Annotated in this window: 23 protein-coding genes; 15 read left to right on the forward strand and 8 right to left on the reverse strand. The window is 71.0% G+C overall.

Annotated features, from left to right (window positions below; translation table 11 throughout):
- The first annotated feature begins 123 nt into the window (after positions 1–123).
- The 7 genes from AB0C16_RS06350 (at position 124) to AB0C16_RS06380 (ending at position 7,195) form a co-directional block, all read left to right on the forward strand.
- Positions 124–1,221, forward strand: coding sequence for an extracellular solute-binding protein (locus AB0C16_RS06350; protein ID WP_357679508.1), 1,098 nt, complete (start codon positions 124–126; stop codon positions 1,219–1,221).
- Positions 1,218–2,042 (forward strand): ABC transporter permease subunit, encoded by an 825-nt coding sequence (locus tag AB0C16_RS06355; protein ID WP_357679510.1) that lies wholly within the window; start codon positions 1,218–1,220, stop codon positions 2,040–2,042. Before AB0C16_RS06350 ends, AB0C16_RS06355 begins: the two co-directional genes overlap by 4 nt.
- Complete coding sequence (locus AB0C16_RS06360; RefSeq protein ID WP_357679512.1) at positions 2,030–2,881, forward strand: ABC transporter permease subunit; 852 nt, start codon at positions 2,030–2,032, stop codon at positions 2,879–2,881. Before AB0C16_RS06355 ends, AB0C16_RS06360 begins: the two co-directional genes overlap by 13 nt.
- Entirely contained in the window at positions 2,878–3,948 is a 1,071-nt protein-coding gene (locus AB0C16_RS06365) for an ABC transporter ATP-binding protein (protein WP_357679514.1), read from the forward strand. The genes AB0C16_RS06360 and AB0C16_RS06365 overlap by 4 nt, the downstream gene beginning before the upstream one ends.
- Positions 3,938–4,546, forward strand: coding sequence for an HAD family phosphatase (locus AB0C16_RS06370; RefSeq protein WP_357679516.1), 609 nt, complete (start codon positions 3,938–3,940; stop codon positions 4,544–4,546). Before AB0C16_RS06365 ends, AB0C16_RS06370 begins: the two co-directional genes overlap by 11 nt.
- 6 nt (positions 4,547–4,552) lie before the next feature.
- The gene (locus AB0C16_RS06375; protein WP_357679518.1) at positions 4,553–6,169 is read left to right on the forward strand and encodes a serine/threonine-protein kinase; all 1,617 of its coding nucleotides are present in this window, start codon (positions 4,553–4,555) and stop codon (positions 6,167–6,169) included.
- Positions 6,170–6,247: 78 nt separating this feature from the next.
- Positions 6,248–7,195: a quinone oxidoreductase gene (locus AB0C16_RS06380; protein ID WP_357679520.1), complete on the forward strand. Its 948-nt coding sequence runs from the start codon at positions 6,248–6,250 to the stop codon at positions 7,193–7,195.
- A gap of 158 nt (positions 7,196–7,353) precedes the next feature.
- On the opposite strand, the gene AB0C16_RS06385 is transcribed toward AB0C16_RS06380, so the two are convergent.
- The 5 genes from AB0C16_RS06385 to AB0C16_RS06405 all read right to left on the reverse strand — a co-directional run bounded on the left by AB0C16_RS06385 (position 7,354) and on the right by AB0C16_RS06405 (position 13,317).
- On the reverse strand, positions 7,354–8,604 hold the full coding sequence (locus AB0C16_RS06385) for an alpha/beta hydrolase (RefSeq protein WP_357679523.1): 1,251 nt from the start codon (positions 8,602–8,604) through the stop codon (positions 7,354–7,356).
- Between the two features lie 358 nt (positions 8,605–8,962).
- Positions 8,963–9,976 carry a helix-turn-helix domain-containing protein gene (locus AB0C16_RS06390; protein ID WP_357679525.1) on the reverse strand — a complete coding sequence of 338 codons (1,014 nt, stop codon included), beginning with the start codon at positions 9,974–9,976 and terminating at the stop codon, positions 8,963–8,965.
- Between the two features lie 2 nt (positions 9,977–9,978).
- On the reverse strand, positions 9,979–10,770 hold the full coding sequence (locus AB0C16_RS06395) for an ABC transporter permease subunit (protein ID WP_357679527.1): 792 nt from the start codon (positions 10,768–10,770) through the stop codon (positions 9,979–9,981).
- On the reverse strand, positions 10,748–11,659 hold the full coding sequence (locus AB0C16_RS06400; protein ID WP_357679529.1) for an ABC transporter ATP-binding protein: 912 nt from the start codon (positions 11,657–11,659) through the stop codon (positions 10,748–10,750). Before AB0C16_RS06400 ends, AB0C16_RS06395 begins: the two co-directional genes overlap by 23 nt.
- Before the next feature lie 152 nt (positions 11,660–11,811).
- Entirely contained in the window at positions 11,812–13,317 is a 1,506-nt protein-coding gene (locus tag AB0C16_RS06405) for a cobyric acid synthase (protein ID WP_357679902.1), read from the reverse strand.
- 120 nt (positions 13,318–13,437) lie between these two features.
- Here AB0C16_RS06405 and AB0C16_RS06410 point away from each other — a divergent pair, with 120 nt between their 5' ends.
- The 5 genes from AB0C16_RS06410 to AB0C16_RS06430 all read left to right on the forward strand — a co-directional run bounded on the left by AB0C16_RS06410 (position 13,438) and on the right by AB0C16_RS06430 (position 16,896).
- Positions 13,438–14,829 carry an MFS transporter gene (locus AB0C16_RS06410; RefSeq protein WP_357679532.1) on the forward strand — a complete coding sequence of 464 codons (1,392 nt, stop codon included), beginning with the start codon at positions 13,438–13,440 and terminating at the stop codon, positions 14,827–14,829.
- A gap of 270 nt (positions 14,830–15,099) precedes the next feature.
- Complete coding sequence (locus AB0C16_RS06415) at positions 15,100–15,555, forward strand: ATP-binding protein (protein WP_357679534.1); 456 nt, start codon at positions 15,100–15,102, stop codon at positions 15,553–15,555.
- Positions 15,556–15,706: 151 nt separating this feature from the next.
- Positions 15,707–15,946 carry a hypothetical protein gene (locus AB0C16_RS06420; RefSeq protein ID WP_357679536.1) on the forward strand — a complete coding sequence of 80 codons (240 nt, stop codon included), beginning with the start codon at positions 15,707–15,709 and terminating at the stop codon, positions 15,944–15,946.
- A gap of 275 nt (positions 15,947–16,221) precedes the next feature.
- Positions 16,222–16,524: a DUF6879 family protein gene (locus AB0C16_RS06425; RefSeq protein ID WP_357679538.1), complete on the forward strand. Its 303-nt coding sequence runs from the start codon at positions 16,222–16,224 to the stop codon at positions 16,522–16,524.
- 108 nt (positions 16,525–16,632) lie between these two features.
- Positions 16,633–16,896 carry a hypothetical protein gene (locus AB0C16_RS06430; protein WP_357679540.1) on the forward strand — a complete coding sequence of 88 codons (264 nt, stop codon included), beginning with the start codon at positions 16,633–16,635 and terminating at the stop codon, positions 16,894–16,896.
- Between the two features lie 135 nt (positions 16,897–17,031).
- On the opposite strand, the gene AB0C16_RS06435 is transcribed toward AB0C16_RS06430, so the two are convergent.
- On the reverse strand, positions 17,032–17,247 hold the full coding sequence (locus AB0C16_RS06435) for a Scr1 family TA system antitoxin-like transcriptional regulator (RefSeq protein WP_357679542.1): 216 nt from the start codon (positions 17,245–17,247) through the stop codon (positions 17,032–17,034).
- A gap of 184 nt (positions 17,248–17,431) precedes the next feature.
- Positions 17,432–17,827, reverse strand: a complete 396-nt coding sequence (locus AB0C16_RS06440) for a hypothetical protein (RefSeq protein WP_357679544.1) — start codon at positions 17,825–17,827, stop codon at positions 17,432–17,434.
- A 160-nt stretch (positions 17,828–17,987) separates the two neighbouring features.
- Between AB0C16_RS06440 and AB0C16_RS06445 the strand changes: the two genes are divergently transcribed.
- The 3 genes from AB0C16_RS06445 (at position 17,988) to AB0C16_RS06455 (ending at position 22,942) form a co-directional block, all read left to right on the forward strand.
- Complete coding sequence (locus AB0C16_RS06445; protein ID WP_357679546.1) at positions 17,988–20,168, forward strand: helicase-associated domain-containing protein; 2,181 nt, start codon at positions 17,988–17,990, stop codon at positions 20,166–20,168.
- A gap of 29 nt (positions 20,169–20,197) precedes the next feature.
- Positions 20,198–21,109, forward strand: coding sequence for a hypothetical protein (locus AB0C16_RS06450; protein WP_357679548.1), 912 nt, complete (start codon positions 20,198–20,200; stop codon positions 21,107–21,109).
- Positions 21,110–21,460: 351 nt separating this feature from the next.
- Positions 21,461–22,942 (forward strand): alpha/beta hydrolase, encoded by a 1,482-nt coding sequence (locus AB0C16_RS06455; RefSeq protein ID WP_357679550.1) that lies wholly within the window; start codon positions 21,461–21,463, stop codon positions 22,940–22,942.
- A gap of 487 nt (positions 22,943–23,429) precedes the next feature.
- Here AB0C16_RS06455 and AB0C16_RS06460 read toward each other — a convergent pair whose 3' ends face one another.
- Positions 23,430–25,295, reverse strand: a complete 1,866-nt coding sequence (locus AB0C16_RS06460) for a serine/threonine-protein kinase (RefSeq protein ID WP_357679552.1) — start codon at positions 25,293–25,295, stop codon at positions 23,430–23,432.
- Positions 25,296–25,478 lie beyond the last annotated feature (183 nt).

Consider the following 25,478-nt stretch of genomic DNA (forward strand, 5'->3'; position numbering starts at 1 on the left):
GACTTACTGGTGCTGGCTTGTTTGTACAAGCTCCCCTAAATTCTTTCCACACCCCCCGAGAGTGGAGGCGACGTGTTCACACCTCGCGCCCGTGTGGCAGGCGTTGTAGCAGCACTTACCGTAGTGACCGCGGCCTGTGGCGCCGCACCCGGCACCGACCAGCCGGCGGCGGAGGGCGGGGTCAACGCGCGCACCGCCACCTCCGCCGCCGACTTCGGCGGCTTTGACAAGCTCGTGGAGGCGGCCAAGAAGGAGGGCAACCTCCACGTCATCGCGCTGCCGCCCGACTGGGCCAACTACGGCGAGATCATCAAGTCGTTCGAGGCCAAGTACGGCATCAAGATCGAGAGCGAGGATCCCGACGCCGCCAGCGCCGACGAGATCAACGCCGTCAAGACCCGCAAGGGCCAGGACCGGGCGCCCGACGTGCTCGACCTCGGCCAGTCGTTCGCGATCAGCGGCGCCGCCGAGGGCCTGTTCGCCCCCTACAAGGTGCAGACGTTCGACAAGATCCCCGAAGGCCAGAAGGAGCCCACCGGGCTCTGGACCAACGACTACGGCGGCTACATCTCGATCGGCTGCGACGCCAAGAAGATCGCCAACTGCCCGACGAGCTTCGCCGACCTGCTCAAGCCCGAGTACAAGGGCAAGGTCGCGCTCAACGGCAACCCGACCAAGTCCGGCTCGGCCTTCGCCGGCGTCTACGCCGCGTCGATCGCCGGCGGCGGCTCCTTCGACGACATCCAGCCGGGCATCGACTTCTTCAAGAAGCTGAAGGACGCGGGCAACTTCAACCCGGTCGAGACCACCCCGGCGACGATCGAGAAGGGCGAGACCCAGATCAGCATCGACTGGGACTACAACAACGCCGCCTACGCGCCCCAGATGGCGGCCAAGGGCCTCGACTGGAAGGTCAACGTGCCGAGCGACGGCAAGTACTTCCAGATGTACGCCCAGGCCATCAACAAGGACGCCCCCCACCCGGCGGCGGCCCGCCTGTGGCAGGAGTACCTCTACAGCCCCGAAGGCCAGAACCTCTACCTGAAGGGCTTCGCCAGGCCGGTGCTGCTGCCGGCGATGGAGGCCGACGGCACGGTCGACAAGACCGCGGCAGAGGCGCTGCCCAAGGTCGAGGGCACGCCCACGTTCCCCACGCCCGAGCAGGTCGACGCGGCCAAGGCCAAGCTGGCCAGCGGCTGGGACGCCGCCATCTCCGGATGACGACCAGGTCCAGGGGGTGGCTCGGCGCGCTGCCCCTGCTCGCCTTCTACGCGTTCGTGTTCGGCGTCCCGCTGGTCGCGCTGCTGGTGGGCGCCTTCACCTCGCAGGGACGGCCGACGCTCGAGAACATGCGGCAGAGCCTGCAGGGCGGCAACCTGACCTCGATGGCCGGCAGCGTCCAGGTGTCGGCCGTCGTGGCGCTGCTGGGCGCCGTGCTCGGCACGTTCCTCGCCTACGCCGTGGTCACCTCCAGGTTCACGGCGCTGCGGCAGTCGGTGCTGACGGCGTCCGGCGTGCTGGCCAACTTCGGCGGCGTCCCGCTGGCCTTCTTCTGGGTGGCCACGCTGGGCAACTCCGGAGTGGTCAGCGGGCTGCTCGGGCTGCCCTCGGGCGCGCTCTACACCTTCTGGGGCCTGGTCGTGGTCTACCTCTACTTCTCGGTCCCGCTGATGGTGCTGGTCATGGCGCCCGCGCTCGACGGGCTGCGCCCGCAGTGGCGGGAGGCGGCGGCCGGCAACGGCGCCACCGCCTGGCAGTACTGGCGGCACGTCGGCCTGCCGGTGCTGACGCCCGCACTGCTCGGCGGCGTGGTGCTGCTGTTCGGCTCGGCGTTCGCGGCCTACGCCACGGCGGCGGCCATGGGCGCCGGCACGGTCGTGCCCCTGGTCACGCTGAAGATCGCGAACGCGCTGACCAGCGACGTGCTGATCGGCCAGGAGAACGTCGCGCTCGCGCTCAGCCTCGACATGATCGTGATCGCGGGCCTGGTCATGGCGGTCTACCTGCCGCTGCAGAAGAGGAGCACCCGATGGCTGCGGTGACGGGCCTGGAGCAACCGCTGGTCACGGCCGCGCCCACGGCCACCCGGCCGCGGGCCTGGCGGGTGCTGGTGTTCCTGCTGGCCGGGCTCTACTTCCTGGTCCCGCTCGGGGCGTCGCTGTGGTACACGATCTACACCCCGACCACCGGGGTGTCGTTCGGCCCCTACGGCGAGCTGCTCACGGCCGAGGGCTTCGCCGGGAGCCTGGCGCTCTCGCTCGGGCTCGGGCTCGCCACGATCGCGCTGGTGCTGCTGCTGACGCTGCCCGCGATGCTGGCCGTGCGGCTCTTCACGCCGCGGCTGCGGCCGGTCCTGGAAGTGCTCTGCACGCTGCCGCTGGTCGTGCCGCCGATCACGTTCGTGGCCGGGCTCGGCACCTCGTTGCGCGCCGGGGCCGACGTGCTGGCCCCGACGCCGTTCTGGGCCACGCTGATCGCCGTCCAGAACCCCGCCTTCCCGATCGTGCTCGTCCTGGCGTACGTGGTGCTGGTGCTGCCGTTCGTCTACCGGTCGCTGGACGCTGGGCTGCGCACGATGGACGTCGGGACGCTGGTCGAGGCCGCCCGCAACCTGGGCGCGTCCTGGCCGCACGTGATGTTCCGGGTGATCATCCCCAACCTGCGCTCGGCCCTGGCCAGCGCGTCGTTCCTCACGCTCGCCCTGGTGTTCGGCGAGTTCACCGTGGCCAGGCTGCTCGGCTACCAGCCGTTCGCGGTGTGGATCGTGACGATCTCCGGCTCCAGAGGGCAGCTGTCGGTCGCGGTCTCGATCCTCAGCCTGCTGCTCATCTGGCTGCTGCTGCTCGCGGTCTCCAGCGCGTTCGGGAGGGAGAAGAAATGACGTCCAAGGTGGAGTTCCGCGACCTGCGGCGGATCTTCGGCAAGACGGTCGCGCTGGACGGCCTCGACCTGACCATCGAGCCGGGTGAGTTCGTGGCCCTGCTCGGCCCGTCGGGCTGCGGCAAGACGACCGCGCTGCGGTGCGTCGCGGGGTTCGAACGGCCCGACTCGGGAGCCGTGCTCGTCGACGGCAAGGACATCACCGACGTCCCGGCCAACAAGCGCGACGCGGGCATGGTCTTCCAGTCCTACTCGCTCTTCCCCAACCTCAACGCCCGCGACAACGTCGCCTTCGGCCTGCGGGTGCGCCGGGTGCCCGTGGCCACCAGGCGGGCCAGGGCCGCCGAGCTGCTCGAACTGGTCGGCCTTCCCACGCACGCCGAGCGCTATCCCCATGAGCTGTCCGGCGGCCAGCAGCAGCGCGTCGCCCTGGCCCGGGCGCTCGCCCTGGAGCCGCGCGTCCTGCTGCTCGACGAGCCCCTGTCGGCGCTGGACGCGAAGGTACGGGTCTCGCTGCGTGAGGAGATCCGCCGCCTCCAGCTCGACCTCGGCATCACCACCATCTTTGTCACCCACGACCAGGAGGAGGCCCTGTCGATCGCCGACCGGGTCGCGGTGCTGCGCGAGGGCCGGCTGGAGCAGGTCGGGCCGCCCGCCGAGGTGTACGACCGGCCGGCCACGCCGTTCGTCGCCGAGTTCGTCGGCACCATGAACCACCTGGCCGGTCAGGTCTCCGGCGATCAGGTGACGGTCCTCGGCCAGCTCCTGCCCGTCGACGGCGCGGTCCCGGCCGACCCCGAGGTGGACGTGCTGATCCGCCCGGAGGCGGTGCGGGTCACGCCCGCCGACGAGGGCTCGGCCGAGGTGCTCGCCGCGTCCTTCCGCGGCGCGTCCGTCCGGCTGCGGCTGGCCCTGGAAGGCGGCGAGGTGCTCGCCGACGTGCCGGGTCACGAGGCGGCGCACCTGACGCCCGGCACCCGGGTCGCCGTGCGGCTGGTCGAGCGTCCCGTCCTGGTGGCCGCCCGGACGGTCACGGTCCCGGCGCCCGTCACGGCCGATGCCATCTGAGGTGCCGCGGGCCGTCCTGTTCGACATGGACGGCACCCTGGTGGACACCGAGACCCTCTGGTGGCAGGCCACGGAGACCGTGGCCGGGTCCATGGGGGTCGCGCTCGGGCCCGCCGACGAGCCCCACGTCCTCGGCCGCATGATCGAGGACGTGGCCGCGTACCTGGTGGAAGCCGCCGAGCCGGGCGCCGGCGCCCTCGCCGAGGTCGCCCGGCGCCTCACCGACGCCTTCGCCGACCGCGTCGGCCGGGGCGTCGACGTCGTACCGGGCGCCCTCGACCTGCTCGCCGGGCTCACCGCCCAGGGCATCCCCACCGCCCTGGTCAGCGCCTCGCCCCGGAGCATCGTCGACCTCGTGCTGCCCCGGCTCGGCCACGAGTTCGATCTGGTCATCGCGGCCGAGGACACCGCCCGCGGCAAGCCGTGCCCCGATCCCTACCTGGAGGCGGCCCGCCGGCTCGGCGTGGACCCCCGCCGCTGCGTCGCCGTCGAGGACAGCCCGCCCGGCATCGCCGCCGCCACCGCCGCCGGCTGCCACGTCCTCATAGCCAACCCCGTGTCGGGGCTGCCCGGACTTCACGCCATGTCGGTAAGCTAGCCCGCCGTGAGCCGTGAATCATCCCACATCGGGCGCTTCAGGCTGTTGAGCGTGTTGGGCCGGGGCGGGATGGGCACGGTCTACCTCGCCGAGGACGCCGCCGGGCAGCAGGTCGCCGTCAAGGTGATCAACCCCGAGTTCAGCCAGCACGAGCAGTTCAGGATGCGCTTTCGCAGGGAGGCCGACGCCGCCCGGCGGGTGCGCAGGTTCTGCACGGCCGCGGTGCTGGAGGCGGCGCTCGACGGCGACCAGCTCTACGTCGTCACCGAGTACGTCCCGGGGCCCAACCTGGAGGACGCGGTGCGGCAGTCGGGCCCGCTCAAGGGGTCGAGCCTCGACGCGCTGGCCGTCAGCGTGGCGACCGGGCTGACCGCCATCCACGGGGCGGGGGTGGTGCACCGCGATCTCAAGCCGTCCAACGTGCTGCTGTCGCCGGTCGGGCCCCGGGTGATCGACTTCGGCATCGCCCGGGCGCTCGACACGCTGGGCGGGGTCACCGGCACCGGCGAGCTCGTCGGCACGCCCCGCTACATGGCGCCCGAGATGCTGCGCGGCGAGCCGGTCTCGCCGGCCTGCGACGTGTTCTCGTGGGGCTGCCTGGTGGCGTACGCCGCCAGCGGGAAGGCGCCGTTCCCCGGCGACACGCTGCCCACGATCGTCTACCAGGTGCTCAACACCGAGCCCAACCTCGACGACGTCGACCCGTCGATGCGCGAGCTGGTCAGGGCCGCGCTGCAGAAGGACCCGGCCCGGCGGCCGACCGCGCAGCAGCTGCTCGACCAACTCGTGGGCCGCTCGGCCGCGCCGGAGCAGGCGGCCAGGAGCGTGCAGGCCGCCTGGCAGCAGCACACCGCTCCGCTGCCCCAGGCGGGGCCCTACCGCGCCGACAGGGGCCGCCTGATCCTGGGGCTGGCCGTGGCCGCGGCGGTCGTCGTGGGCGCGGGTGTGGCGGCGTGGGCGGTGCTCACGCCCGGCGGCCCGCCCGACCTCGCGGTCCTCTACCGGGAGGACTTCACACAGACCACCGGCGGCTGGAACGGCAGATACGACCACGAGGACTCGACCAGCTACGGCTACCGGACCGACGGCACCTACGGCCTCGACGTGGAGAAGAACCACGAGGAGCGCTGGGGTCAGGCCCCGGTGCCGTTCCTGTACGCCAAGCCCACGACCACGCCCGACCCGTCGGCCACGCCCACGCCGATACTGCCCGAGACCGTGCTCGTCGGCGTCACCGCGGAGGTCAAGCACATCACCGGCAGCGGCGAGTACGGCGTCTACTGCCACGCCGCCGAGGCGGACACCTACTACGAGTTCGGCCTCGACACGACGGGCAACGCCCGCATCCGGCGGATCTTCGACGGCTCGGGCGGCACCCTGGCACAGCCGGTCAAGGTCGACGACCTGCCGGGCACGGCCCGCATCGAGGCCGCCTGCGAGCAGCGCGGCAGCGCCGTGCGGCTGACGATGTGGGTGAACGGCGACCGGATCCACCAGGTCGACGACCCCAACGGCATCGGCAACGGCGCCGTCGGGGTGTTCGCGCGCACGCCGAAGGGCAGCCCGTCACTGATGAAGACGGCGTTCGACGACTTCGAGCTACGCGGCGAGAAGGAGCCCTAGACCTCTTCCGCGCCTTCGGAGCGGGGGCGAAACGGGGGCCGGTGGAATGCGTGGCTCCGGGCGGGGTTGACTAGGAGCATGCGTGCCATAGTCATCACCGCCCAGGGCGGTCCAGAGGTCCTCGAATACGCCGAGCATCCCGATCCCGTGCCGGGAGAGGGGGAGGTGGTGGTCGACGTCGCGGCGAGCGGGGTCAACTTCATCGACATCTACCACCGCTCGGGCGCCTACCCGCTGCCGCTGCCGACTCCGATCGGGTCGGAGGGGGCCGGCGTCGTGTCCGCCGTGGGGCCGGGCGTGCGCGACGTGGCCGTGGGCGACACCGTGGCCTGGGCGAACGTGCTCGGCAGCTACGCCGAGAAGGCCGTGGTTCCCGCCGGCCGGGTGGTGCCCGTGCCCGACGGGGTGCCGGCCGACGTGGCCGCCGCCGCGATGCTCCAGGGGATGACGGCCCACTACCTCACGCACTCCACCCACGTGGTGCGCGAGGGCGACAACGTGCTCGTGCACGCCGCCGCCGGAGGCATGGGGCAGCTGCTCGTCCAGCTGGCCAAGCTCAGGGGCGCCAGGGTGTTCGGCACGGTGTCCACCGAGGAGAAGGAGAAGCTGGCCCGCGAGGCGGGGGCCGACGAGGTGCTGCGCTACGACGACTTCGCCGAGGCGTTGCGCGACCGGATGGACGTCGTCTACGACGGGGTGGGCGCCGCCACCTTCGACGGCGGGCTGGTGGCGCTGCGGCCGCGCGGGCTCATGGCGCTGTTCGGCGGGGCCAGCGGGCCGGTGCCGCCGTTCGATCCGCAGCGGCTCAACCAGAACGGGTCGCTCTTCCTCACCAGGCCCACCCTGGTCCATTACATCGCCGAGCGTGACGAGCTGCTGGCGCGGGCCGCCGACGTGTTCGGGTGGATCGCCTCCGGCCAGCTGAAGATCAACATTTCCCACCGCTACCCGCTGGCGGAGGCCGCGCGGGCCCACGAGGACCTCGCGGCCCGCCGCACCACGGGCAAGCTGCTGCTCGTCCCGTAGCCGGGCGGCTCATGGTGGAACCCGCCCGCGACCTCCGGCTGCCGCGGGCGGGTCCGATCGGGAAGACCTCCCCCGGCGGGAGGGCTACTTCTGGGACCGCGCCTGTGGCCGACCGAGGTCGCCCCGGCCCACTCGGCGCCGGTGGCGGCGCCCAGGGTTCACCGCCGCACCATCGTGATGAGCCGGTCCAGGACGGCCCCGTCCGACGCCTTCAGGCCGTCGTGGGCGTACTCGTTGGTGATCCACCAGGTCAGGCCCCGTACCATGCCGGCCGTGCGGAGGGAGTGCTCGCGTTCCACGTACATGTCGTCGTAGTAGATCACCGCGGACACGGGCACCTCGTTGCGGCTCAGCCGGTCCGGGTCGTACAGGCGGGGCCAGGCCCGGTGCGCGGCCAGCTCCTCGGCGCAGTCGCGCAGCGGGATGAGCGCCGGGTCCTCCTCGAAGTGCCACGGGAAGATCATCTCGCCGAGGAACCGGACCTGCCCGCCCGGCTCCGGGTCGAACTCCGGGAACTCGCCGAGCACCCGGTGCGCGGCCCAGCCGGAGGCCTCGCCCTGGCAGTACGCGGCCTCGTGCAGCAGCGCGTACAACGGGTACTCCGTGTAGGACGCCATCGCGTCCACCCGGCGCAGGAACACGTCCGAAAGCGCCTTGTCGTCGGCGAACGCCTCTTCCAGCAGGTGGTGGAGCGTGTCGAAGGTGGAGTCCGCGCCGAGCGCGATGCCGAGGCTCTGGAAGCGCCGCCGGGTCAGCCGCTCCCCGCCGGGCAGGAGCTCCTCGCGCCGTCCGAGATGGTCGACCACCCGGCGGGCGATCGCCTGGTCCTCCGGATAGCGGGCGAAGAAGCGCTCGTTGTGCGCCAGGACCCGCGGGTAGGCCGCCCGGTACACCTCCTCCGGACCGGCCGTCAGCGACGGCAGCCCGCCCGCGATCATGACCTCGCGCAGCCCTTCCGGGGCCAGCGACAGGTAGGTGAGCGCGCAGAAACCGCCGAAGCTCTGTCCCAGCACGCTCCACGGCCGGTCCCCGGCCAGGTGCGCGCGGAACAGCTCGGCGTCCCTGACGATCGAGTCCGCCCGGAAGTGGCGCAGGTAGCCGGCCGGGTCGGCGAGGTGGGCCAGCGACCGCCGGTTGGCGGGTGTGCTGCGCCCGGTGCCCCGCTGGTCCAGCAGCAGCACCCGGTAGTCGCGGGTCGCGCGGGGCAGCCAGCCGACCGTCGAGCGGGGAGCGCTGTGGCCCGGGCCGCCCTGCAGGTAGAGCAGCCAGGGCAGGTCCTTCCCGCGGCGGTCCGCGGCGACCGCCTCACGCGCGAACACCTCGATCGTCGTCCCGTCCGGGCGGGCGTGGTCGAGCGGGACGGTGATCGTGTGGTCGGTGAAGACGAGACCGGAGCGGTGGTACGTCACGGGCGTCGAGGTCCTCTCTGGGAGCCGGCGGGTCACCCTGAACTCTGCGGCAGGCGAGCAGGCCGCGTCTCATCCCAGGGAGGGATAAATCATGCGTTATCGCACCGGGTATCGCACACTAGGTTGAACACATGCAGCTGGAGTAACGGCATCCGCGTACTCTGCGCGAGATCTCCGGCGCGGGCAGCCTCAGCAGGGCGGCGGTGCTCATCCGGGCCAGGTCGGCGTTGCGGACCGTGGACGAGCTGATGACGGGCGTCATGCCGGCCACCGGCCGCGCGAGCCTCGCCCGGATAGGCGGCTACGCCGATCCCGCCGGCCGTGACCCGAGGCGGGCCGCCGCCCGGTGTGACCCGGATCAGGGCCAGGGCCAGTCGAGCAGCCGGGCGCCGAGGACGGCGGTCTCCAGCGTGAAGCGCTGTGTCGGGTCCTCGGGTGAGAAGCCGGTCAGGCGGCGGATGCGTTCGAGGCGGTAGGTGATGGCGCGGGTGCTGAGCCCGAGGCGGCGCGCCGCCGCCGCGTGGTTGCCGTGCGAGGCGAAGACCGCCTCCAGGGTCTCCAGGAGCGGCTCGTGCCCGCCCCGCGTGTGCAGCAGCGGGCTCAGCACGCTCGTCACCAGGTCCTCCATCGCGCCGCGGTCACGCAGCAGCACGGGGAAGACGAGCAGGTCGGCGGCCTTGACGACGTCCGGCCGGAGCCCGAGCCGGTCGGCCAGGTCGAGCGCGCCCACGGCCTCCCGGTAGGAGGCGACCACGCCGCCCGGGCCACGCTGCGGGCGGCCGACCCCGATCCGCCAGCCGGGCGCGAACCGCGAGCGCACGTGGTGGGCGAACTCCCCCACCGCCGCCGGGAGGGTGGCCGGGACCACGCAGACGAGCCGGCCGTCGCGGACCGCGACCAGGATGTTGTGGGAGCCGAAGCGGGCGATCAGGTCGCGTTCGATGCGGTCCTGGTCGCCGTCCTTGAGGCCGCCGGCCACGGCCACCACGTACGACTCGGCCAGCCGCAGCCCGAAGTGCTCGGCCCGCTCGGCCAGCCGTTCCGCGCGGCCGAGGAGCAGGTCGTCGACGAACTCCCTGCGGGCCGCCTCCTCCTCGCGGAACGCGACCTGCTGCGCCTGCTCGTATCCCTCCATCAGGGCCGACACGGCACGGCGGAGGGCGGGCAGCACGGCGCCGCCGGCCATGCCCTCGGCCGCCGCGAGCGCGGCGTCGACGAGCGACCGGAGCGGGATCCCGAGGCGGGCGGCCCGCCCGCCCGCCTCGCGGTAGCCGTCGAGCGCCGCCCGGCCGGGCGGCCGCCCGGTGGCGGCCGCCTCGGCCAGCGTCTGTAAGTGCCCGCCGAGCAGGTCGGCGGGCGCCTCTGGGGCCACTGTCAGACTCCTACGTCACGCCTGTCGAAGGCGAGGACCGCGGTGAGCGCCAGCACGGCCGTCGCGCCGGCCAGCACAAGGTAGTCCCCGACCGGCAGGCCCTCGTACAGCGGCCTGCCCTCGGCGTAGTAGTGGAACGGCGAGACCCACTTCAGCCAGGCGATGGCCTCGACGTTCCTGCCGATCGTGATGATCATGTAGCCGAGCACGGCCCAGACGCCCATGACCGCCGAGGCCGCCGACTTGCGGCCGGTGGCCGCGCCCACGGCCAGCGCCACGGTGGCGAAGAGCAGCGCGAGCAGGTAGACGCCGAGGTGGGCGGCGAGGATCCGGTCGAAGGTGACGCCCATGCCGACGGTCTCGGCCATCGCCCAGGTGACCAGGAGGGTCACGGCGGCCACCGCCAGCAGGCCGAGCGCGATCGAGACGAACCGGTCCAGCACCAGCCGGCGGCGGTCGACGGGCAGCGTGACGATCAGCTCCAGCGCGCCCGACTCCTCGGGGCCGGCGAGCGCCCGGTTGGCCAGGGCCGTCGCGCAGACGATGAACAGGAACGGGACGAACAGCTGGTAGACCACCGACTGCAGATAGCCGGTGCCGGAGGTGAAGTCCTCGAGGCCGCCCATGAGATCCTTGAGCGCTCCGGGGAACTTGGCCAGCGCCGCCGGGCCGTAGACCTCCGGGCTCTGCTTGATGCTCTCGTAGGTGCCGAGATAGAGCGCCATGAAGGCGCTGATGCCGATCGTCCACCAGATGAGCGTCCGGCGGGCGTCACGCAGACTCTTGGAGATCATGATCGCGGTCCTCCTCGCTGTAGTAGGTGAGGAAGATCTCCTCCAGGTCGGGCTCGGCGCTGACCATGTGCACGACGGTGAAGCGGGCGGCCGCCTTGATCAGGGGGTCCGGCCGGCCGTCGATCGTGCAGCGCACGCTGGCCCCCTCCACGCGCAGGTCGCGCACGCCCGGCAGGCCCTCGAACGCCTCGCGCGGCACGGGGGCGTCGAAGTGGAACTCCACGCGGCGCACCGCCTTCTCGCGCAGCGCCGCCACGTTCTCGACGGCGACCAGCCGGCCGGCCCGTACGATGCCCACCCGGTCCGACACGTGCTCCACCTCGGCGAGCACGTGCGAGGACATCAGCACCGTGCGGCCGGAGGTGCGCACCTCGCGGACCATGGCGAGGAACTCCTGCTGCACCAGGGGGTCGAGGCCGCCGGTCGGCTCGTCCAGGATGAGGAACTCCGGCTCGTGCATGAACGCCTGGATCAGCCCGACCTTCTGCCGGTTGCCCTTGGAGAGCTTGCGCATCGGCACGGACAGGTCGGCGTCGAGCCGCTCGGCCAGCGCGTCGATCCGGCTGCCCGGCACCCCGCCGCGCACCCTGCCGAGGAACTCCAGGTAGTCCCTGGCGGGTTCCCGGTCCCCCAGCACCAGGTCGCCTGGCAGGTAGCCGATCCGGGCCCGGACCGCGGCCTCCCGCGAGCCGGCGCCCAGGACGCGCACGTGGCCGCGGGTCGGCCTGATCACGTCGAGGAGCAACCGGATCGTGGTGGTCTTGCCCGCGCCGTTCGGCCCCAGGTAGCCGAAGATCTCGCCCGGCTGAATGTCGAGCGTGAGATCCTCCAGGCCCCTGCGTCTGCCGTAGTACTTCGTCAGCCCTTCGGCCTGCACCACTGCTGTCATGCAGACATGGTCCCGCTCCGGCGCGGCGGCGTCATGGGCTCACTCCGGCAGCCGACGGGCGGCCTGCCTTCCGGCATCCGGCAATCCCGTTTACACCGGGAGGAGCGGATCCGCTGGGCTGTACGGCCGGTGGGAGCTCGTCGACGCCTGGATCAGCGCCCAGCGGAGGGCGAGGACGGGCTGATCACGCCGGGCGGCAGGACCGGCACGGCGGGCGGCCCGTGCTCGATGAGGCGGAGCAGCGCGGCGGTGTCGAGGTGCCGCTCGACCAGGTCGCCGAGGGCGTCGAGGCGTTCCTCCCGCAGCCGGGCGAAGTCGGTGCCGGGAGCGGGGACGAAGGCGCGCCCGGCCTCCCCGGCGACGTCGGCCAGGAAGGCGCGGCGGAAGGCGTCGTTCTCCAGCGCCCCGTGCCAGGTGGTGCCCCAGACGTTCGCGACGCGGCAGCCGTCCAGGAACGGCTCGCCGCCCTCGACGGTCGCGACGCCGTGGTGGATCTCGTAACCGGTGACGGGGTGGCCGTAGGCGTGACCGGCCGGACGGCCGAGCGTCTTCGCCCCGGCGAACTCGACGCGGACCGGCAGCAGGCCGAGCCCCTCGACGCGGCCCGCGCCCGACTCCACCTCGTCGACGATCTCCCGGCCGAGCATCTGGTAGCCGCCGCAGATGCCCAGGATCGGCCCCTCGCGCGCGGCCAGCGCGGCGGCCAGGCCGGTGTCGCGCAGCCAGCCGAGGTCGCCGACAGTGGCCCGTGAGCCGGGCAGCACCACCAGGTCGGCGTCGTCCAGCTCGGCCGGGTCCGTAACGAACCGCACCATGACACCCGGCTCGGCGGCCAGCGCGTCGAGGTCGGTGAAGTTGGAGATCCGCGGCAGCCGCACCACCGCCACGCGCAACGTCTGCCGTCCGTACGGCGCGCCGACGGCGACGGACCGGTGGTCCAGGGCCAGCGAGTCCTCGACGTCCAGCCAGAGCCCGTCGACCCACGGCAGCACGCCGTAGACGTCGCGGCCGGTCAGCTCGCGGAGCAGGTCGAGCCCGGGTTCGAGGAGCTCACGGGCGCCCCGGAACTTGTTCACCACGAAGCCGGAGACCAGCGCCTGGTCGGCGGCGTCCAGCAGGCCGACCGTGCCGTAGAACGCGGCGAACACGCCGCCCCGGTCGATGTCGCCCACCACGATGACGGGCAGGTTCGCGGCCCGGGCCAGGCCCATGTTGGCGAGGTCGCCCCGGCGCAGGTTGATCTCGGCGGGGCTGCCGGCTCCCTCGCAGATCACCACGTCGTGGTCGCTCCTGAGCCGGTCCAGCGACCGCAGCGCCGTGTCGCGCAGCAGATCTCTGAGGCGGCCGTACTCCATCGCGTCCACGTCGGCGACGGGCCGGCCGAGCAGCACGACCTGGCTGCGGCGGTCGCTGCCGGGCTTGAGCAGGATCGGGTTCATGTCGGCGACGGGTTCGAGGCCCGCGGCCCTGGCCTGCATCGCCTGGGCCCGGCCGATCTCGGCGCCGTCGGTGGTGACGTAGGAGTTCAGCGACATGTTCTGCGCCTTGAACGGCGCGACCCGGACGCCCTGGCGGGCCAGCCACCGGCAGATGCCGGCGGTCACCACGCTCTTGCCCGCGTCGGAGGTCGTCCCCGCGACGAGCAGCGCGCCCCGCATCCTTCGCACCCGCTGGATCCTTCCACAAATCACCCATTTACGAATCCTGTGACTTCTGCCACTCTGGCTAGAACGTTCACCTAGAACGAGATTCTAGAGTTGCCTCGTGAAAGGACTCGCATGGTCGGGACGTTCGGAGCGCCTCGCACGGGGGAGATCGACGCGGGCAAGCCCGCGCCTTTCGGCTGGGCGCCACTGGTCGTGCTGTTCATCGTCGGGCTCGTCGACCGCATCGAGTACAACCTGCTGTCCGGCGTGCTGCCGCTGGTGCAGAAGGAGTGGGGCTTCAGCGACACCGCCGCGGGCTCCATCCCCACGGCCGCCGCGCTGGCCGGCGCGCTGGTCGCGCTCCCCGCCGGTTACCTGGCCGACCGGCGCGACCGCACCCGCATCATCGCGACCGTCGTCGTCATCTGGGCGGTGGCGACGCTCGGCTCGGGCCTCGCGACCGGGTTCGCGATGTTCTACCTGATGCGCGTGCTGCTCGCCGCGGCCGAGAACATCGACAACCCCGCCTCGGGCAGCCTGCTCGCCGACTACTACCCGCCGGTCAGCCGGGCCAAGGCGTACGGGCTGACGCGGGTGACGACCTACCTGGGCGGTGTCGGCACGCTGCTCGGCGGTGTCCTCGGGCAGGCGTACGGCTGGCGGAGCGCGTTCCTCATCATGGTCGTCCCGGGGCTGCTGACGGCCTGGCTCGTCTGGCGGCTGCGCGAGCCCGGCCGCGGCGAGCTGGACCGGCTGGTCGCCAAGCTCACCCCGTCGTCCGGCACCGCTGCGACGGCCACACCCCCCGCCACCTCCCCGGCCACGCTCCCGACCGTGCCCCCGGACGGGCACTCGGACGACGCCGTCCCCGCCGCGAAGCCGCCGTTCTGGCCGCAGGTCCGCCAGGTGCTGACCATCCCCACGCTGCTCTTCGTCTGCGCGGGCCTCAGCCTGCTCACCCTGGGCCTGGCCGGCGTCTTCTACTGGCTCCCTTCGCTGATGGTGCGCGCCTTCGGCGTGGGCGCCGGCGCGGCCGGCTCGCTCAGCGGCCTGATCACCATCGCGGGCACGCTGACGGGCACCCTGGTCGGCTCGTGGCTGGGCCGCAGGTGGCACGGCACCCGCAAGGGCGGCCGGCTGCTGGCCGGCGGCGGCGGCATCACGATCGGCTCCGCCGTGCTGGCGGTCGCGCTCTCCATGGACTCGATCACCGGGCTCGCGGCCCTGACCCTGCTGGCCTGCTCGCTCATGTCGATCGCCATCCCGAACATGATGGCCTGCGTCGCGGACGTGGTCCCGGCCGGCGTGCGCGGGCTCGGCTTCGGTGTGCTGCAGCTGCTGATCACGGCGGGCGGCGCGTTCGGGTCGCTGGTCGTGGGCATCGCCTCCGACCAGATGGGGTCGCTGCTGTCCGGCATGTACATCCTGGTGCCGCCGATGGTCATCGGCGGCCTGCTCACCCTCGGCGCTCGCGCCTCCTTCGAACGCGACGCCGGGAAGGTCCTGGACGCGGCGCGCGGCTGACGGATCGCATCTTCGGCTACGGCGCCTACATCGAGCCCCGCTCTCCTCCTCGGGGCCCTGCGGCCTGTTCGGCCTCACACCACCGAGGACACGCCGACTATCTAGCCCACTGGTGGTTCTCCCGGTCGACGATCGGCAGCCGGCCCGCTTTGTCGGAGTTCGGCCCATGGACGCGGCGTTCAAAACGCGGTATTGGTAATGGACCCACTACCGAGAGTAATGACAGACAGTCAATCTCGCCGTGGTGAATCCGAGACCGGGAGATCGTTCATGAAAGAGGCGCTCAAGGCCCGCACCGCACTGGCCGAGCACCGTCACGTGCCCGACCGGCTCCTTCCCGTGCTCGGCGACAAGTGGATCCCGCGCGACGAGCGATGCCTGGCCTCCGCGCGCCGGTTCGTGCGTGACGTGGCGATCGACTGGCAGACGGGCCAGGACGTGGCGGAAGTGGCCGAGCTCCTGGTCTCCGAGCTCGTCACCAACGCCATCACACACGGGAGCGAGGGCGCCATCCGCATCTCGGTCAGCCGTGAGCGGGAGCTGATCGTGGTCGACGTCCATGACACCTGCCCCACGCTCCCCTGCCTTCGCCTGGCCGGCCGGTTCGACGTCGGCGGCCGAGGGCTCGCCATCGTCCAGACCCTGTCCCACGACTGGGGCTGGACCGTCACCCGGCACGGCAAGTCCGTCTGGTTCCAGCTCATCGCCTGGCACGAGACGTCCTGACCTGACGGTGGCACGTCCGCGAAACGTGATGGAATTCAACTGGGTGTGCGCTATTTATGCACCACTATTGTGGATAAATCGAGTTTCTTGCAATTATAGCCACTCGATGGTACAGCGGAGTTGATGTCCGCCCATGAGAGGGGATGGCCACATGAGAGCGGTTCGACGTCTCGGCAAGACCCCGAAAGAGCGCGGCGACACCACGGCCGCGACCGGGTCGCCGGATATCATCGAGCTCGACGACGGCGACTTCGCCGTCATCGGTTCCGATATAACCGACCAGATCGGCGTCCAACCTCTCCATGACGCAAGGTGCGCGGCGGGCGAACGAATCGTACGAATCTCCCGCGCAACCTTGATCTCAGCGAAGAGCGACATTCCGGAGTTATAGATGCGTCCTCCATCCTGGGCAATCGAGTCAGGCAGGCGACTGAGCCTCGACGAGTTCGGGACGGAGTTTTCCCGAGCCTGGTCGCGCACCGAGGTCCGCTTTCTCAAGCTCGAGTGCTGGCAGAGCTACCGGGAGCGAGAGACCAACAACTCCCAGGCCGCCTTCGAACGAAGCGATGTCGGCGAAGCCGAGCGGTTGCTGCGACAGGAGTCGGCCACCGAAAGAGGGCTGTACGAAGACGTCCCAGAAGGATCGACTATGCCCGCATCCGGCTGGTGCAGGAGCCACTGACGCCCTGCCTCGAATACGAGCTCATCGCCTACCGCATTCGCCGGGAAATGGGGGAGAACATCGAGATCGTACGATGCGACCCGATCATGAGGTTGCCCGATGACGACCATTTCGATTTTCTGCTTTTCGACCGGCACACCGCATTGATCCACGATTATGGCGAGATCGGTTTTCAGGCGGGAGGATGGATCACCCACGATGCCGGCGCGCTCGCCGCACTCGAGAAGAAGGCGGTCCGGCTAAGGCGGACAGCCGTTCCCTTCGACGACTTCATGGCAAGTGTGTGACACGCGAGTGTAGACGATCAACCGGCCTCCGGTTATGTTCCGGTAGTGGGCCGCGCATGGGTGAGGACTTTCACTGTTTTCCTGGTTCCGCTCATCGGAGTCACTTTGGTGACGACCAGTCTCGTCGTGCCCGCGTTTCTCCTGCTGCACGCAGACGAAAAGACACTCGATCGCTGGTCCAGGATCGGCGAGGCACTGTCGCCGGTAGGCGTCTTCTTCTCGGGTGTCGCCTTCGTCGGCATCGCCGTCACGCTCTTTCTGCAAGGACGTGAGCTGCGTAACCAGCGCGAGGAACTGACGATCGCACGAGAAGAGCAGCAGCGCAGCAGCGCAGCAGCGAGATCGCACTACGCGAACTGCACACCGGCCTGATCCGGATGGCGATCGATCGACGACCCCGAGCTGCGGCGGGTATGGCCGCTGGCGACGAGGGTGAGGATTTCTTCACGGCCGAGGTCGACAGGGCGTTCGCCGCCACCAGACCTCCCCGGCCGAGATGGGCCTTGCTCAGGTCCATCGTTCCTCCGCCGTCTTCTTGATGAGCTCAAGGGACATGTTCCGCGGCAACGCGTCGGTCCGGATGGCCTCGAAACGCTCGATCGCCGCCGTGACATCCTCTTGGTCGCTGGTGGTGCGACCCCGGACGGCCGTCTCCGCACACAGGACGTCGGTTCCGCCATCCAGGGTTGCGATGACGAATCCGCCGAGCAAGCCAAGGTGCATCCCGTGCGTACGCGCCGGACCGGCTCGTTCCCGTCCTCGGCGAGAAGGGGATCCCCCGTCACGGGAGATGCCTGGCCTCCGCCCGCTGCTTCGTCCGCGACGTCGCCGTCGACTGGGGCGTGGCGGAAGACGTTCCGGAAGTCGCGTTCCAGCTCATCGCCTGGCCCTGACTCGGGAGCGTGTGTCACTTCCGCTGCTGCCGCTCCTTCATCTCCGCCTCGTAGATGTGCCGTACGCCCCCCGCCAGCTCGTCCCTGACCCTCTCCTCCAGGTCGACGAAGCACCGGTGGTAACCGTCGTCGTACTCCTCGACCACCTGGAACGTCCACCGGCCGGCGAGCACGTCACGGCCGAGCAGCTCGGTCGCCAGCAGGTCGGCCTGCGCGTCGTGGCCGGCGGCGCGCAGCGACTCGATGGCCTCCTCCAGCTCCCGGTGGGCGGTCCCGGTCAACTGGTGGAAGGCGTACAGGTGGCCGCGGGCCCGCTGCACCGTTTCCAGCGCGCACGACAGCACGCCCAGCGCGTCAACGGTCGCGTCGTCGAGCCCTCGGGGGCGGCGACCAGCGGTTTCGTCACTCATGCGGAGTCCGTTCCCCGCGGACACCTCCCGTACCGTTCCCGCGCCGCCTCACGATCAGGCGGGCGTCCAGGGAGGCTGTGCGCCGGGGTTCCCGGGACGGCCATGACCCGGATCGCGCGATTCGCCGGCCCGGGCTTCACCGCGTATTACGCTTTCGGTCATGCCCGGCAATCCCCTGATGGACTGGCTCGCCACGCGCACGCGCGAACAACTCGGCCTCATCGCCGACCGCGCCGCCCTGCGCAGGCGCGGCCGCGAGCCGTCGCTGCGGGACTACGCCCACCTGCTCAGCCAGGACCATGTGGCCGCCGAGCTGGTGAAATACAGCACCCTTCCGGAAGTCGAGGCGCTGAGTGCCGTCTCGTGGCTGGCCCGCCAGCGGCACGGTCCGTTCCCCGAGGAGCGCTGGCGCTCACCCGACCCCGCGGAGCGCGCGGTCTCCCGGGCCGCCGTGCTGGACCTGCTGGCCGGCGAGGACGCCGGCCTCCGGGCCGAGGCCGAGGCGACGCTGGGCAGTCTGGCCGACCAGGCGCTCCTGCTGCCGCCACACGGCGAGCAGGTGGTGGCGCACAACTTCGTCCACCGGGCCATGACGGGCGGCATGTCGCTGGGCCGGCCGGCCGGGCAGCTGATCTCCCGCCACTTCAACGCGCCCGAGGTGCACCGCGTGGCCGCGGGGCTGGGCCTGGAGAAGGCGACGAACCGGCCGTCCGCCGAGCAGAACGTCGTGGCCTGCCTGACCGACCCCACGCGCCTGCGCGCGCTGCTGGAGAAGGCGCCCGAGCCGGCCGTGAAGCTGCTGGAGCGGCTCGCCCACGAGGGCCCCCTGCTCGAGACCCGCTGCTTCCACCCCGCGGGCCCCTACGGCTACAGCTCCACCGGCAGATACACCTTCTTCCCCGGCGGGTCCGGCCACGAGGGAGTCGACTGGCTGGCCGCCCGGGGGCTGCTCCTCCCCTCCGGCCTGCCCGGTGTGGCGGAGCTCCCGTTGGAGGTCGCGATGGCGGTCCGCGGCGAGCTGCGGGCCGCGTTCCACCCGCGCCGTCCCATCCCTCCCGCCGACCTGCCTCCCGCCGAGCGAGCCGAGGCCGCGTCCCAGGCCGCCGTGGTCGCCGTGGCCTGGCAGCTCGAACGGCTGCTGGCCGGCTGCGCCGAGCAGCCGCTCGCCGTGCGCAAGGCCGGAGGGGTCGCGGTCCGCGACACCAGACGGCTGGCCAAGCACGTCGGCCAGCCAGAGGAGACCGTCCGTTTCCTGCTCGAACTGTGCATCCGGGCCGACCTGCTGGGCCCGCTGGCCGAGCCTGCCGAGCGACCCGCCAACCGCCGCGCCAAGGCCCCCGACCCCACCTACGTGGTGCTGCCGACCACGCGCTACGACCGGTGGCTGTCACATCCTGCCGCCGAACGGCTGGTGCCGGTCCTCGCCGCCTGGGTCACCTGCCGCGACATCCCGCTGTGGTGGCCCGACCCCGACCAGACGCCGGTCGCCCTGGCCGGCGCGGACGACCCCGACGCCGTCGGCCTCCGCTACGCCCTGCTGGAGGCGCTGGCCACCGCCCCGGGCCGCCGCGTCGCCGGAGCGCCCGAATACCTCCTGGCCGCCGCGACCTGGCACCGCCCCATACGCATCGCCGAGGGCATGGCCGGCGCCGAGCGGATCGGCGCCACCCTGCGCGAGGCCCAGCTCCTCGGCGTCGTCGCCCAGGAGACCCTGACCACGATCGGCCATGCCCTGCTCGGCCTGCTCCGCACCGGCCAGGCCTGGCGCAAGCCGGAGCCGGCCCTCACCCCCGTCCTCACCGACCTGCTGCCCACGCCGCAGACCACCGCCCGCTTCCAGACCGACCTGACGGCCGTGGTGAGCGGCACGCCGGAGGCGACCCTGGCCGCCCTGCTCAACGCGGTGGGCACGCGTGAGTCCGAAGGTCACGCCGTGGTGTGGCGGATCTCCCCCGCTTCGCTACGACACGCGCTCGATGCCGGTCACGAGGCCGGGGAGCTGGTCGAACGACTGCGAGCCGTGGCCCAGGGCGACCTCCCCCAGCCACTGGAATACCTGATCAAGGACGTCGGGCGGACCCACGGCCGGATGCGGGTGGTCCGATCCGGCTGCTGCGTCCGCTCCGAGGACGAAGCCCTCCTGGCGGAGCTCGCCGGCGCCAAGGCGCTGCGCAAACTCGGCCTGCGGCTGATCGCGCCGACCGTGCTGATCAGCGCGAGCCCCGAACGGGAGACGATGGACGCGCTTCGAGCCGCCGGCTACGCCCCGGCTCTGGAGGCGGAGACCGGCGCCACCCTGGTCGAACAGCCCGCCGCCCGGCGCGCGGCTCCCCGCCGGTGACCGGTCCGGCGGTCCCCTAACATACGCGCATGCCCGTGCACGGATTCACGCTCACCGCCGAGGGCCCATTCGACTTCGGCGCCTGCCTGCGCTTCGTCGAGGACTGGCCGGCCACCAGCGCGCTGCCCTCCGACGGGCGGGCGCTGCGGTTCGCCTACGCGGCGGAGTCCGACTGGCTGCCGATCGGGGTGAGCGTGACGGCCGCGCCGGACGGGGTCGCCGTCTCCACGACCCGGGCCCCGGGGCCGGGGATCCGGGGCGAGGTGGCGCGGATCCTCTCCCTCGACGTGGACGGCGCCGGCTTCGCCAAGCTCGGCGAGGCCGACCCGGTCCTCGGCGACCTGCTGCGGCGCCGCCCCGGCCTGCGGCCGGTGTGCTTCTGGAGCCCGTGGGAAGCGGCGTGCTGGGCGGTGATCGTACAGCGCTCGTCGATGCTCATCGCCTCACGGCTCAAGCAGCGCATCGCGGAGCGCTACGGCGCGAAGGTCATCGTGGACGGGCGGACGTACGCGGCCTTCCCCCCACCCGTGACGCTGCTGGAGGCCGGGGGCCTCGGCCTGCCCGCGCAGAAGGAGGAGTGGGTGCGCGGGCTGGCTCGCGCGGCGCTCGACGGCGTCCTCACCACCGAGCACCTGCGCGCGCTCAGCCCGGAGGAGGCCCTGGCCCAACTGCGCGCGCTGCCCGGCGTGGGGCCGTTCTCCGCGGGCCTGATCCTGATCCGCGGCGCGGGCGCGCCGGACGCGTTCCCCGGCGACGAGCCGCGTCTGTTCGCGATGCTGCGCGAGGCGTACGGCCTGCCAGAGGACGCGCCGCCGGCCGCGTACCGGAAACTGGCCGAGGCGTGGCGGCCCTACCGGTCCTGGGCCTCGTTCCTCTTCCGGGCGTCCGCTTACGGCGTCATGGACGATCGGGCGCCCGGCCGAGCACCCGATCGAGACTGAACGGACGTCAGAGGCGGGGTCGATGGACGAACGCCAGACAGTCGCTGTCTGGACGCAGCGAAGATGACAGTGGGACCTGCTCCCGACTTGGGCGCTGTCACTTCGATGGGTGTCGAAATACGGGTGCTCGCGTCATCGAAGTTGGCAGCACGCAACCGAAGATCAAGTGGCATGAACGTGCGTCGGCAGCTAACAAGGGCCTGAACGCCGTGCGTTTGAAGCCGCAGCGTCAGCACGTCGCCAGCCGAGCTCTGCTGGGGTCATCCGAGACAATAAGATCGAACAAAGCTACATTTGCGCTTAGATCTCCCGACAATTAGGCACAGCTATCGCGGCCCTGTGGAGCCACCTTTGATCCGTCGCGTCCTCCGCGTCCTCCCCGTGGCCGCGATCCTCATCGGCGTGTCGGCCTGGTGGGGCTACAGCGCGCTTACCGCACAGTCGGACGCGGCCCTGCGCACCCAGCGTCCCGTCTGGGAACGCTGCCCCGGCAGCCTCGACGTGCAGTGCGCCCGCATCAAGGTCCCACTCGACCACGGCGCTCCCGAGGAGCGCACGATCGACCTTGCGCTCGCCCGGCTGCCCGCCCGCCATCCGGAGCAGCGGCTCGGCTCGCTCGTGGTCAACTACGGCGGTCCCGGCGTCGCGGGCGTCACGTCGTTCATCTCGAACCCGGAGCCCTTGAACGGGCTGCGCGCCCGCTATGACATCGTCGCCTTCGACCCGCGCGGCGTCGGCGCAAGCAGCCCGCTGAACTGTCGCCCCGCCGACGAGCCCCTCCCTCACCTGCGGGTGGACCGGACACCGGAAACACCACGAGAGATCGAGGCCCTGGTCAAGGCCAGGAACGAGTACGCCGACGCGTGCCGGCGCCAGGCGGGCTGGTTGCTGCCGCATCTGAACACCAAGGCGACCGCCCGCGACCTGGACATCCTGCGATCCGCGCTGGGCGAGTCCAAGCTCAACTTCCTCGGCTTCTCCTACGGCGGCGGCCTCGGCGCCGCCTACGCCGAGCTGTACCCCGACAAGGTCGGACGCATGGTCCTGGACGCTCCGGCCACCATCTACGCGGAATTCCTCTACGACGGCAACGCCGCTTCCGACGAGTCGATCAGGGCCTTCGTCGAGGATTGCGCCGGACGACCGGACTGTCCATTGGGGCAGGAGGTGGACGCCGGGCTCGAACGGCTCAGGGCGTTCGTGGCGGGGCTCGACTCCCGCCCCCTCGACGTCTCCGACGGCAGGCTCGACGACTCCGCGGCCGTCGAGGGCATCGAGCAGTTGTTGCGCGACGACTGGTCAGAACTCCGCACGGCGCTGGCCAAGGGACTCAAAGACGACGGCTCGCCGCTCTACGCCGCGGCCACGATCTTCAACGAGGACGAGTCCTTCTCCGGTGATGCCAACGCCGCGATCCACTGCGCCGACGACCCGACCCGACCCGACCCCGACGAAGTCGCGCGGCAGGCCGAAATCGCGCACCGCACGGCGCCTGTCACCGGCGCGTCGACCGTGTGGGACGCGCTGTACTGCCAGGGCTGGGACCCGGTCTCGGGAACGGCTCTGCCGAGCCGTCTGTTCGACGGCCCCACGATAGTGCCGCCCATCATGGTGGTCGGCGTGGACGGCGATCCCGTCGTCCCCTATGAAGGGGTGAGGGAGCTCAGGTCCACGTTGACCGACTCGGTGCTGGTCACGCTGCACGGCTACGGGCACACCGCCTACCGGAGCGGTGTGCGCTGCGTCAACGAGGCGGTGGACGCGTACCTGCTGGATGGGCGGCTCCCCGCCGCTGACGTGGAGTGCGGGGCGGCGGATAACGGCGGTAGCTAGAGCATCGCCCGCATCGAGTCGGCGGCCGTCAGCACGTAGGCTGCTTGGCCATGACCGCGTCCCAGTTCGCCGCGATCGCCTCCGGCATGAGATCGTCGGTGCGCCAGCCGGGCCCCTCGACCGGCCGTCAGTGGCGGGCTGCGGTCGAGAAGCCTCAGGCTGGACGTCAGCTCACACTGCGCCAGTAGGCGAGTTGCCGGCTCGTGCCTTTGACCAGACTCGGCGGAGATGCGTTGCCCGCAGGTCGCGTACCACGTGGGCGGGGAGCAGGCAGGCCCGCAGCAGGTCGGTGAGCGCTGCCGGCAGGCGGATGGCGGTGTGCAGGGTGAGCACGGTGGCAACGGGTGATCAAAACAGATTACCGGCCGAGCCGGACTGGCCAACTTCGACGTACGCCGACGAGACTAACCTCGGCGTAGTCCTCCACGAGTACTTACATGCCCGCTTGAGCTGCATGGACGGATATTTGGGCAGACGAACTGTCCGCCTATGGGAGGAGCAGGTTGCGCACCCAGACCGTGCCGTCTCTGCTTGCCGACAGCACAACGGCTCTCCCATCCACCTGGTGGAGCGCCACGTCACAGACAGCGCCAGTGTGACCGGTGAGTGGCCTGCCCAGTGGTAGGCCGGTGGCGAGGTCCCACACTCCGATCGTGTTGTCCTCGCTGCCCGTGACCGCGATGTCCTTCTCCCCCAGCGTGCCGGTGGTGACAGAGGTCACGCCCTTGGCATGCCCTACCAAAGATCCGATCAGTCCTGACTGGGCCGGATCCCAGACCCGGACCGTACCGTCCGCGCTGCCGGACAGCAGAACGGCCCTGTCGCCCACGTGGCCGAACGCCACCGATCTGACGGCCTTGGTATGGCCGGGCAACGGCCAGCCGACCGGCCGGCCCGTCATCAGGTCCCAGATGCGTACGTGGTTGTCCGCGCCGCCGGAAAGCGCCACGACCTTGTCATCGAGCCGCCCGACGGTCACCGCGTTCACCGGACCGGTGTGACCGACGAGTGGTTCACCGATCTGCGCGCCGGTCTGGGGATCCCACAGGCGAAGCGTCATGTCCGCTCCCGTCGACAGGCCAACGATCCTGTTGCCGAGTGCGCCTATGGCCACGTCCCAGACAAAGCTGGTGTGGCCGGTGAACGGCTTGCTTATCAGTGCGCCGGTGGCCAGGTCCCACACCCGCGCGGTCCCGTCGAAGCCGCCCGAGACCACTATTGGCGTTCCGTCGCCGAGTTCGCCGATCGCCACCGCCTCTACCGAGTTCTTGTGGCCCACGAAGGGCTTTCCGACCTGTGTGCCGGTCGCGAGATCCCATACGCGTAACGTGCCGTCCGAACTGCCGGATACCGCTATCACCCTTCCATGCAGCTCTCCTAGTGCCACCGTGTTGACGGCATCCGCATGCCCGGTCAGTGACCGGTCCGGCAGAGCGGTTGCTGCCTGAGCCGTCAGGGACGAATCGGGCACGGTGGACGCTGCTCGCGTCACCGAGGGATCGGGGAGGGTGGACGGTGCCCGCGTCAGTGCCTTTGTCGGTGGTGCGGGATGACGGCCAGTCAGACGCGCCAGAGCGTCGGCTGTGGTCGGTCGTGCCGCGGGGTCTTTGCTGAGACAGGCGGAGAGCAGCGGTGAAAGGTTGCCGGGCACCCCGGAAAGGTCGGGCTCACGAGTGAGGATCGCGTTGATCATGGCAGGCACCGTGGTGCCAGGAAAGGCCAGCCTGCCGGTCGCGGCGAACACCATCGCGCAGCCCCAGCTGAAGATGTCGGAGGCAGGACTGACGGTGTTGTGCTCGATGTGCTCCGGTGCCATGTAGGCGGGGGTTCCGATCGCTCCTGACCGGGTCGTGTGGTGATCGTCTGTCTTCGCGATGCCGAAGTCGATCACCACGGGTCCTTCGGGACCGAGCATCACGTTGCCCGGTTTGAAGTCGCGGTGCACGATCCCGGCTCGATGGATCGCCTCCAACGCGGTCAACGTGATGACCGCCAGGCGTTCCAACCCGCTGCCCCGCCGGGGACCGTCGCTCACGACGAGGTCATGGAGGGAGATCCCGGAAATATATTCACTGACGATGAAAGGCCGATCGCTGGCCACCCCGATGTCCAGGACCCGGGCCGTGCAGAAGGGAGCGACGCGGCGGGCGATCTCAGCCTCCCTGAGGAAGCGCCTGTGCACGGTAGCGTCGCGGGTGGGATGAAGAACCTTGACGGCCACCTGCTCGCCGGAAGGCGACTCCCCGAGATAGACGACGCCTTGGCCACCTTCCCCCAGCGCACCGACCAGGCGGAAGCCGCCGATCTGCTCGGGCTCTCCTTGATAGAGCGGGCGAATACTCGGCACCGGCACCTCTGTCTGACAATGATGGCGTGACGCGACGGACAGGCGGCCTCACGAGTGGAGGCCCCTGCCCATATTGCCGACCCCATCGAGACCAGATCAACCACGACAATTTCGTCGTAGGTGGTCGGCGCGATCGGCGACCGTTCAGACACGTCCCAAGATCTCTGTGCTCCTCCATGAAGCGCACGG

Source organism: Nonomuraea sp. NPDC048916, from assembly GCF_040649575.1.
In the GTDB taxonomy this organism is placed as follows: domain Bacteria; phylum Actinomycetota; class Actinomycetes; order Streptosporangiales; family Streptosporangiaceae; genus Nonomuraea.

Excerpts from the sequence above, each read along its gene's own strand:
- AB0C16_RS06355 (WP_357679510.1), top strand. The coding sequence starts at position 1,218 with ATGACGACCAGGTCCAGGGGGTGGCTCGGCGCGCTGCCCCTGCTCGCC.
- AB0C16_RS06360 (WP_357679512.1), top strand. The coding sequence starts at position 2,030 with ATGGCTGCGGTGACGGGCCTGGAGCAACCGCTGGTCACGGCCGCGCCC.
- AB0C16_RS06365 (WP_357679514.1), top strand. The coding sequence starts at position 2,878 with ATGACGTCCAAGGTGGAGTTCCGCGACCTGCGGCGGATCTTCGGCAAG.
- AB0C16_RS06370 (WP_357679516.1), top strand. The coding sequence starts at position 3,938 with ATGCCATCTGAGGTGCCGCGGGCCGTCCTGTTCGACATGGACGGCACC.
- AB0C16_RS06380 (WP_357679520.1), top strand. The coding sequence starts at position 6,248 with ATGCGTGCCATAGTCATCACCGCCCAGGGCGGTCCAGAGGTCCTCGAA.
- AB0C16_RS06395 (WP_357679527.1), bottom strand. The coding sequence starts at position 10,770 with ATGATCTCCAAGAGTCTGCGTGACGCCCGCCGGACGCTCATCTGGTGG.
- AB0C16_RS06400 (WP_357679529.1), bottom strand. The coding sequence starts at position 11,659 with ATGACAGCAGTGGTGCAGGCCGAAGGGCTGACGAAGTACTACGGCAGA.
- AB0C16_RS06405 (WP_357679902.1), bottom strand. The coding sequence starts at position 13,317 with ATGCGGGGCGCGCTGCTCGTCGCGGGGACGACCTCCGACGCGGGCAAG.
- AB0C16_RS06410 (WP_357679532.1), top strand. The coding sequence starts at position 13,438 with ATGGTCGGGACGTTCGGAGCGCCTCGCACGGGGGAGATCGACGCGGGC.
- AB0C16_RS06415 (WP_357679534.1), top strand. The coding sequence starts at position 15,100 with ATGAAAGAGGCGCTCAAGGCCCGCACCGCACTGGCCGAGCACCGTCAC.
- AB0C16_RS06420 (WP_357679536.1), top strand. The coding sequence starts at position 15,707 with ATGAGAGCGGTTCGACGTCTCGGCAAGACCCCGAAAGAGCGCGGCGAC.
- AB0C16_RS06435 (WP_357679542.1), bottom strand. The coding sequence starts at position 17,247 with ATGCACCTTGGCTTGCTCGGCGGATTCGTCATCGCAACCCTGGATGGC.
- AB0C16_RS06440 (WP_357679544.1), bottom strand. The coding sequence starts at position 17,827 with ATGAGTGACGAAACCGCTGGTCGCCGCCCCCGAGGGCTCGACGACGCG.
- AB0C16_RS06445 (WP_357679546.1), top strand. The coding sequence starts at position 17,988 with ATGCCCGGCAATCCCCTGATGGACTGGCTCGCCACGCGCACGCGCGAA.
- AB0C16_RS06450 (WP_357679548.1), top strand. The coding sequence starts at position 20,198 with ATGCCCGTGCACGGATTCACGCTCACCGCCGAGGGCCCATTCGACTTC.